Raw genomic sequence first — 8,867 nt, forward strand, 5'->3', positions numbered from 1 at the left:
CATTAGAATTTAAAATTTATCTATTTTATGAGTCCTTTTTCTTGACGTAGTACCAGATAAGCAGCAGAAATTTTTGGATATAAATGAAGAGTTACCTGAATATACGACACCAAAGGGGTTGATCAAAAAGAGAAAATCATTGATAGGTACTTTACAGGGATCTCATGATTCTATGACAGGTATAATTGATATCGCAATGGCTGGTTCTATATGTAAAAAGGGAAAATTTCATAAACTGTTGAATGAGTATGGCATGATCATTGTGGATGAATGTCATCATGCGGCTTCAAATACAGAAAGTGCTGTTTTAAAAGAAATTAAAGCTAAGTATGTGTATGGTGTTACAGCCGTTGATCGAACGGACCAATTGGATAAGATGAATTTTATGCTTATTGGTCCAATACGACATAAATATTCCGCAAAAGAACAAGCAAAACAACAAGGGATTCCTCGTTTGTTATATCCTCGGTTTACACATGTGGTTGCACCAAGAGGAATAATGAAAGATGAAAAGAATCCCAATGAAGCATACTCAATATTACGAGATAATGATTTGCGAGATCAAATGACTGTTCAGGATATAAAAGATTGTATTCAAAAAAATCGTACGCCTGTGGTTTTGTCTAAATATGTAAATCATTGTAAGAAGCTATATCAACAATTAGAAGGTGTGGCAGATTTTGTTTTCTTGTTGATAGGAAGTCAATCAAAAAAAGAAAATAATCGTATTATTGAATTAATGAAAAGCGTACCTGAAGATAAAACTATGATATTAATTGCGACAGGATCGCTCGTTGGAGAAGGATTTGACCTTGATAGGTTGGATACTTTGTTTCTAGCAATGCCTGTAGCTAGTAGTAGTGTTATAGAACAATTTACAGGAAGAATTCATCGACTATATGATAAAAAAGATACAATACTTGTATATGATTATGTAGATGTCCATATTCCGATGTTTGATCGAATGTATGGAAAAAGATTAAAGGCCTATAAAAAATCAGGTTATGAATTAATTTCAGATACTAACGGCATAAAAAGTGAATCGCAAATTTCTCAATCTATATTTGATGCAAGTAATTATTATGATATGTATAGTCAAGATTTATTGTGTGCTAATAAGAATATTATTGTATCCAGTCCTTCATTATCTGGCGATAGAGTTGTAGAATTTACTAAATTGATCAAAGAAAAGATGGAAAGTGGAGTTGAAGTAACTATAGTTTCTTGGATGCCAGATAAAATCAGGTTTGGAAGTTCAAATTATAGAATGCAGTTGTTAGAGGAAATGAGACAATCTGGTTTTTATCTAAAATCGGCAGAAGATAATTGTGAACATTTTGCGATTATTGATCAGGAAATTGTATGGTATGGAAATATAAATTTATTAGGTAAACAAGATGTAGAAGATCATATTATGCGGATTCAAAGTAAAGAAATCGCAAGTGAACTTATGGAAATGACTTTTGGGAATAGTTTATATAATTATTTGAATAACTTCTAGAAATTTTCCTAGAAGTTTTTCTATTTGTGATAAAATAATGGGCAGGTGATATTTGATGAGTGAAAAAAGAGAAGGTTACCAATTTGTTGGTTGGTATATAGATAAAGAGTGTACAAAAAGATTAAATCCAGGTGGGGTGCTTCCTCATTCTGTGACTTTATATGATAAATGGATTCCTATTTGGTATCCCATTGAATATGATGTGGACGGCGGAGTTATGTCGCGTCGTAATCCAAGATATACATGCATTGAATCGGAAGAATTATTGTTGTATCCGGCATTTAAGAAGGGCGTTATGTTTGTAGGTTGGCAGTTGAATGGTGAAATTATAACGAGTGTACCAGCAGGCATTCATGAACCTGTTATATTGACAGCTATTTATAAAGAATGTCCAGTTATCCACTTTGAAACGTGTGGTGGAGCCAATTATATGGATGTATGTACGGATGAACATGGTTTATTGGAGGATTTAAAGCCGCCAGTTCGAGTTGGATATACCTTTGATGGATGGTTCTGGGATTGTGATTATCGTTGGCGTTATAACTTGGATGAACCCATTCATGAGTCTTGTACTTTATATGCTCATTGGCAAGTAAGTCAATATAAGATTACATATGATTTAAATGGTGGACTAAGTAGTCGAAGAAATCCAAAGTCATATACGTATTTTTCGGATACGATTCATTTGTTGCCGGCAACAAAGCCAGGATATGAATTTGTGGGTTGGTTTGATGAAAGAGGAAATGAGTTAAATGTCATTCGTGAGCATTCAATGGGGAATAAGCATTTAATTGCACAGTTTAGAAAGAGGGAATTGAATTAGTATGCAAAATCCATTAGGGTATGAAAAAGAGTCATCATTATTAAAAAAGTTTGCGATACCAAGTATTATCTCAATGCTTGTATCGTCACTATATAACATTGTGGATCAAATCTTTATTGGTCAAGGTGTTGGTTTTCTAGGAAATGCGGCAACCAATGTAGCTTTTCCATTGACAACAATTGCACTTGCGATTGCATTGTTGATTGGGATTGGTTCAGCAAGTTTATTTAGTTTATATCTAGGTGAAAAGAAGCCAGAACGATCAAGTAGTATTGCTGGGAATGGTATTAGTATGTCTGTTCTTTGCTCAGTAATCTATGTTGTTTTAGTACTTGTATTCCTTGAACCACTATTAAAATCGTTCGGGGCTACAAGTACAATTATGCCTTTGGCACTTGAATATACACGAATTACAACTTTGGGTGTTCCGTTTTTGATTACGACAAATGTGATTAGTAACTTGATTCGTGCAGACGGGTCACCAAAATATTCAATGATATGTATGGTTGCGGGTGCTGTTGTGAATACTATATTAGATCCTTTGTTTATTTTTGGGTTTCATATGGGTGTCGCTGGAGCTGCCATTGCTACAGTAGCTGGTCAAGTGATTTCATTTTTTATTGCTGCCTGGTATATTAAGAGTTTTCAACACATTGAATTTAATAAAAAGAGTTTACGTATTTCTTTGAAGGATACAAAGGAAATGGCAACCATTGGAATGAGTGCTTCACTAAATCAGATTGCGATTTTGTTTGTGCAAATCGTATTAAATAATTCATTGACGTATTATGGACAGTTTACTAAGTTTGGTAGTGATATTCCTTTAGCTGCATGTGGCATTGTGATGAAAACCAATGCGATATTATTAGCTATCATCATTGGTATTTCGCAAGGTATGCAGCCAATCATTGGATTTAATTATGGAGCGCAAAAATATGAGCGTGTTAAAAAGACGTTCAAGCTTGCGATAAGTGCAAATTTGGTTGTTTCATTTATTGGTTGGGCCTTATTTCAATTCTGCACAAGTACTGTATTATCAATATTTGGATCAGGGGATGCGAACTATTTTGAATTTGCGACAATGTTTATGCGAATCTATCTAATGCTAGTATGTATTGATGGAGTACAGATGTTATCGTCTAGCTTCTTTTCGTCAATTAAAAAAGCATATTTAGGAATGTTTTTGTCTATGACTAGACAAGTATTATTTTTGATTCCACTTGTTTTGATTTTACCTAAATTTTTTGGGTTGAATGGAATCTTATACGCGGCTCCCATTGCGGATTTTGTAGCCTTTGTAGTATCGGTTATTTGTATTTTAGTTGAATTCAAGAAGTTAAATGAATTAGAAAAAAGTAGGAAAACAAATTCTCTGTAAAAGGAGAGTTTTTTTCTTTAAATGACATTCTACGGATTCTGTATTTTAGAAATGCGTAGAATTGATTATTATCGATATTTATGGTAGAATACTAATGTTTCGCATGGAGGTATAAGTGAACGCATATTATCATTCTTTAATCGAAGAAATAAAAAAAGAGATAGATGAAAAAAGTTATGCCCAGGCGTACGAATTGATTTGTCAGGAACTGAACATGCCTTATGTTCCAAAGGATGCATTGGAGTTATTGGAATATTATAAGTCTGAATGTAAACCATATTTGGAACAGAAGAGTAAGAGTATGGATTTCAGTAAGTTACAGGATTATGTTCATGGTACTCTAGAACAAAAAATCTATGCGATTTCTATTTTAGAAAACATGAATCTAAGAATGTGTCATGATGAAGTTCAGGAATTACTAGATTCAGATTTACCTGATGAATATAAGGGTACATTGATTGAAGCTTTAATGGAGCAGAAAATTGATGATCCGTTTGATTTGATAAAATCCGGGTTGAACATTACGTTTATACCAAGTGCTATTTTACCTATGGAGCAAGATCAGTCAATCAGTGAGGCTAGCTCATTATTCGAAAGTTGGTTTACAAATGAGGATCCTACTATGATTCAATTTTGTATGTCCCTTTTGATGCAGTTAGTTTTATATGAAAGACCATTCGATCAAGAAGACAAAGATCCTTACCAGCTTGCGAAAGGTATTTGTAGACTTGTGTATGATGCAATGCAGAAATCCGATGAATGGCCTGGTTTTGTTAAAAAACAAGGTCTTGAAAGAATTGAGGATATTGAGTTATCCATTGAAAAGCGAGGAGAAAACAATGACTAGTACTTGGACTTTGAAAGAAAATTCTACTGGTGAATTAGAAGTAACAGTAGAAGGTGAAGCTTGGAAAAAAGCACAGAAAAAAGCATTAAACTATGCTAAATCTCACATGAATTTGAAAGGATTCCGTCAAGGACAAATTCCTGATGCTTTAGTTAAAAAACAACTTTCTTCAAAAGCATTATATGATATGGCTAGTGAAGAAGTAGCTAATGAAGCATTATCAGAAGGAATCAAAGAACACAACATCGATTTAGTAGCTCGTCCTACTTTAGATGTTAAAGAAGCTGATGATGAAAAAGCCGTATTAGTATTTACATGTACAGTACTTCCTGAAGTAACTTTAGGTGAATACAAAGGATTAGATATCAAAAAAGCGGATGTAGAAGTTACAGAAGAAGATGTTGAAAACGAAGTTAAACGTGTTCAAGATCGTTATGCTGACTGGGTTGTTCGTGAAGATGACGATGCTGCTCAATTAGGTGATCAAGTAGTTATCGATTTTGTTGGAACAAAAGATGGTGTAGCATTTGAAGGTGGATCTGGAGAAAACTATCCATTAGAACTTGGTTCAGGATCATTCATTCCAGGTTTTGAAGAACAATTAGTTGGAGTTAAGAAAGGTGAAGAAAAAGACGTTGAAGTTACTTTCCCTGAAAACTACCAAGCAGCTGAACTTGCTGGTCAACCTGCAACTTTCCACTGCACAGTTCACGAAGTAAAATATAAAGATCTTCCTGAATTAAATGATGAATTAATCAAAAAATTAAAAATTGAAAATGTTGAAACAGTAGATGCTTACAAAGAAAAAGTAAAAACTGATTTAACTGCTCAAAAAGAAAGAGAAGCTGAAGAAAACTTCACAAATGAATTGTTAGGAAAAGTTTGTGACAACGCTAATGTTGAAATCCCTGCAGTAATGATCGATGCTGAAGTTGATCGTATGTACAAAGAATTCGAAGGTCGTATGCAACAATCTGGATTCACTGCTAAACAATTCTTAGAAGCAACTCACCAAACTGAAGAAGCAATCCGTGCTCAAATGAGTCCAGAAGCTGCAGCTCGTGTTAAAACTCAGTTAGTATTAGAAGCTATCGTTAAAGCTGAAAGCATTGAAGCTAGTGATGAAGATGTAGAAAAAGAATTTACTACAATGTCTGAAATGTATAACATGGAAGTAGAAAAAATCAAATCATTGATTTCTCCAGAAAGTATTAAAGCAGATTTAGCAAATCAAAAAGCATTAGACTTCATTAAAACTTCTGTAAAGTAGTATAATGTAAAAGAAAAAAGACGCTTAGCGTCTTTTTCCATATTTAATATAAGGAGGTTTTCGTATGGAATTAAATACCTATCCTTTAGTTTGTACCAGAGGGGTTGTCCTATATCCAAATCAAGAAATTGTGATTGATGTAGGTAGAGATACTTCTGTACATGCTGTTGAAAATGCGCAGGATAATTATGATAAAAAGATTTGTTTATTTTCTCAAAAAGAACTTGAAAAAGAAAATCCTGGAAAAGAAGATATATATCCTGTAGGAACTTTATGCGAAGTTCGTCATATTCGTCGTTTTGATAACTTTTTACGTGTAAAGTTTCGTGGAATTAAGCGTGTTAAGCTAAATAATTGGATCAATGGAAGCCTAAGTGATTTAGCCGAAGTTGAAATTCTTGAAAGCGAAAAGCAGGACGCTGTCGAAGAAGAAGCTTTGATTCGTATGATTGCAGATGAACTTGATCGTATGCAAGGACAAGATCGTTTTGTGACTAAAGAAATTGTTATGGAAATTTCAAAGGGTATGGGCGGTGAATTCTTAAGTGATAAAGCTGTTCAAGGATTGCCTTTAGATATTGAAAGAAAACAACAGTATCTTGAAACATTAGGGGTGAATGATCGTCTAATGATGTTGCTTCAAGATATGGCTAAAGAGAAAAAGATGAGTGAAGTTGAACAACAAATCAACGAAACTGTCAAAGAAAGAATTGATCAAGGACAAAAAGATTACTATCTTCGTGAAAAGATGAATGTCATTCGTGAAGAATTAGGGGATACAGTTGCCCAAGATGAAGATGCGGCTAAGATTCGTAAGCGTTTAGCTGAAAATCCATACCCAGACTACATTAAGAAAAAGGTATCGGACGAAGTGAGTCGTTATGAAATGCTACCTATGGCAAGTGGAGAAACAGGTGTCATTAAATCTTATATTGATTGGTTAATGGATCTTCCTTGGTGGCAAGAAACGAAGGACAATGAAGATTTAAATGAAGCTGAAGCTATTTTAAACGCAGATCACTATGGTCTAGAAAAAGTAAAAGAACGTATTCTAGAGTATTTGGCTGTTAAACAAATGACAAATTCATTGAATGCACCAATTATTTGTTTGGTAGGTCCTCCAGGAGTTGGTAAAACGTCTTTGGTAAAAAGTGTTGCTAGAGCTTTAGATCGTAAATTTGTGAAAATGTCACTTGGTGGTGTTCGCGATGAAGCAGAGATTCGTGGTCACAGAAGAACATATTTAGGAGCTTTACCTGGACGTATCATTCAAGGTATGAAAAAGGCAGGCGTTACGAATCCAGTATTCTTGATTGATGAAATTGATAAAATGGCAAGTGATTATAAGGGAGATCCATCAAGTGCAATGCTTGAAGTATTGGATCCTGAACAAAATTCAGTATTCTCAGATCACTATATTGAAGAGCCTTATGATTTATCAAAAGTGTTGTTTATCGCGACGGCAAACTATTTAGAAAATATTCCACCTGCATTAAGAGATCGTTTGGAAATTATCGAATTATCAAGCTATACAGATGCAGAAAAGGTTCATATTGCCAAGGATCACTTAGTTCCTAAACAAATAGAATTAAATGGTTTAAAAGCGTCTCAGTTAAAAATTGATGATGATATGTTACTATATTTAATTCGTTACTATACTCGTGAAGCGGGAGTTCGTTCTTTAGAGCGTACAATTGCGACAATTTGCCGTAAAACAGTATTGGCTATCTTAAAAAACAACAAACGTAGCATTAAATTGACTAAAAAATTAGTTCATGAGTGGTTGGGTAATGAAAAAGTTGATTATGGTAAAAAAGAAAAGAAAGATCAAGTTGGAACTGTAACGGGACTTGCCTATACAAGTTTTGGTGGGGATATCCTTCAAATCGAGGCAACTCGCTTTACAGGTAAAGGAAGACTTGTTCTTACTGGACAATTAGGTGATGTCATGAAGGAAAGTGCTAGTATTGCGCTAGACTATGTTCGTACGCATGCAAATGAATTCAAAATTGATCCTAAATTGTTTGAAGAAAATGATGTACATATTCACGTACCAGAAGGTGCGGTTCCTAAAGATGGACCAAGTGCTGGTGTTACAATGACAACGGCATTGGTATCTTGTTTCTCTAATATTCCAGTTAAGGCGAATTTAGCTATGACTGGTGAAGTTACACTTAGAGGAAATGTTCTTCCTATTGGTGGATTGAAAGAAAAATCATTGGCAGCACATCGTTCTGGAATTGATACGATCTTGATTCCAAAAGAAAATGTAAAAGACTTAGATGATATACCTCAAGAAGTAAAAGATGCAGTTACTTTTATTCCTTGTTCAAATGTATCTCAAGTGTTACATAACGCATTGGTAAAATAGTATGATCAGTGAATTTGTGATTAGTGCTGTTGAAAAAGAACAATGGCCAGAATCTGATTTACCAGAAGTTGTAGTCGTTGGACGTAGTAACGTTGGAAAATCAAGCTTTATTAATGCATTGACTAATAAGAAAAAACTTGCCTATGTAGGAAATACACCAGGTAAAACACGTTTAATCAATTTCTTTAAGATTGATGATACTTGGATGTTAGTGGATGTTCCTGGATATGGTTATGCGAAAATGTCTAAACAAATGCTGATCAAGATGGGTAAAATGATGGATACATACTTTAACCAAAGAGAGCAGATTTGTTGTGTTGTACAACTTGTCGATGCAAGACATGGCGCCACGCATGATGATTTAGATATGATCGAAATGATTCAAAGTCTTGGAATTCAAATCGTTATTGTAGCTACAAAAGTTGACAAGATTCCTAAGACAAAACGTGTTCGTGCGTTGAAAGATATTTCTCAACAGCTACATTTGCCAATGAAGAATATTTTCGGTATCAGTAGTACAGAAAAAACAGGTTTTGAACCTGTCTTAGAAAGAATCAATGAAATTGTAGAACAGGCTAAAAAATAGTCTGTTCTTTTATAATGCAATCTGAGAACACTCGTGACTTTAGTCATGAGATGAATTAGATATACATATGTTCGATAAATAATTTAAAAAT

The 8,867-nt window shown here is 34.1% G+C and carries 7 protein-coding genes; all 7 read left to right on the forward strand.

All coding sequences use genetic code 11. From position 1 onward, the window contains the following. Positions 1 to 73: 73 nt before the first annotated feature. The 7 genes from LJE08_RS11850 (at position 74) to yihA (ending at position 8,776) form a co-directional block, all read left to right on the forward strand. Positions 74 to 1,501: a helicase-related protein gene (locus LJE08_RS11850; protein WP_227403333.1), complete on the forward strand. Its 1,428-nt coding sequence runs from the start codon at positions 74 to 76 to the stop codon at positions 1,499 to 1,501. 55 nt (positions 1,502 to 1,556) lie between these two features. Continuing rightward, positions 1,557 to 2,324 (forward strand): InlB B-repeat-containing protein, encoded by a 768-nt coding sequence (locus LJE08_RS11855; protein ID WP_186998675.1) that lies wholly within the window; start codon positions 1,557 to 1,559, stop codon positions 2,322 to 2,324. Between the two features lies 1 nt (position 2,325). Next, entirely contained in the window at positions 2,326 to 3,702 is a 1,377-nt protein-coding gene (locus tag LJE08_RS11860; protein WP_117924683.1) for an MATE family efflux transporter, read from the forward strand. A gap of 115 nt (positions 3,703 to 3,817) precedes the next feature. Continuing rightward, positions 3,818 to 4,549, forward strand: coding sequence for a DUF3196 family protein (locus LJE08_RS11865; RefSeq protein WP_186998673.1), 732 nt, complete (start codon positions 3,818 to 3,820; stop codon positions 4,547 to 4,549). Next, positions 4,542 to 5,819, forward strand: a complete 1,278-nt coding sequence (gene tig / locus LJE08_RS11870; RefSeq protein WP_117573153.1) for a trigger factor — start codon at positions 4,542 to 4,544, stop codon at positions 5,817 to 5,819. Before LJE08_RS11865 ends, tig begins: the two co-directional genes overlap by 8 nt. Positions 5,820 to 5,883: 64 nt before the next feature. After that, a complete protein-coding gene (gene lon / locus LJE08_RS11875) occupies positions 5,884 to 8,190 on the forward strand; it encodes an endopeptidase La (protein WP_117924689.1) in 2,307 nt (768 codons plus the stop codon). A 1-nt stretch (position 8,191) separates the two neighbouring features. Then, the gene (gene yihA / locus LJE08_RS11880; RefSeq protein ID WP_118012332.1) at positions 8,192 to 8,776 is read left to right on the forward strand and encodes a ribosome biogenesis GTP-binding protein YihA/YsxC; all 585 of its coding nucleotides are present in this window, start codon (positions 8,192 to 8,194) and stop codon (positions 8,774 to 8,776) included. The last annotated feature ends 91 nt before the right edge of the window (positions 8,777 to 8,867 follow it).

The organism is Holdemanella sp. DFI.5.55 (genome assembly GCF_020593575.1).
GTDB classification, from domain to species: Bacteria; Bacillota_I; Bacilli_A; order Erysipelotrichales; family Erysipelotrichaceae; genus Holdemanella; species Holdemanella hominis.

Coding starts and splice junctions, on each gene's coding strand:
- yihA (WP_118012332.1), top strand. CDS start 8,192: ATGATCAGTGAATTTGTGATTAGTGCTGTTGAAAAAGAACAATGGCCA.
- tig (WP_117573153.1), top strand. CDS start 4,542: ATGACTAGTACTTGGACTTTGAAAGAAAATTCTACTGGTGAATTAGAA.
- LJE08_RS11855 (WP_186998675.1), top strand. CDS start 1,557: ATGAGTGAAAAAAGAGAAGGTTACCAATTTGTTGGTTGGTATATAGAT.
- LJE08_RS11860 (WP_117924683.1), top strand. CDS start 2,326: ATGCAAAATCCATTAGGGTATGAAAAAGAGTCATCATTATTAAAAAAG.
- lon (WP_117924689.1), top strand. CDS start 5,884: ATGGAATTAAATACCTATCCTTTAGTTTGTACCAGAGGGGTTGTCCTA.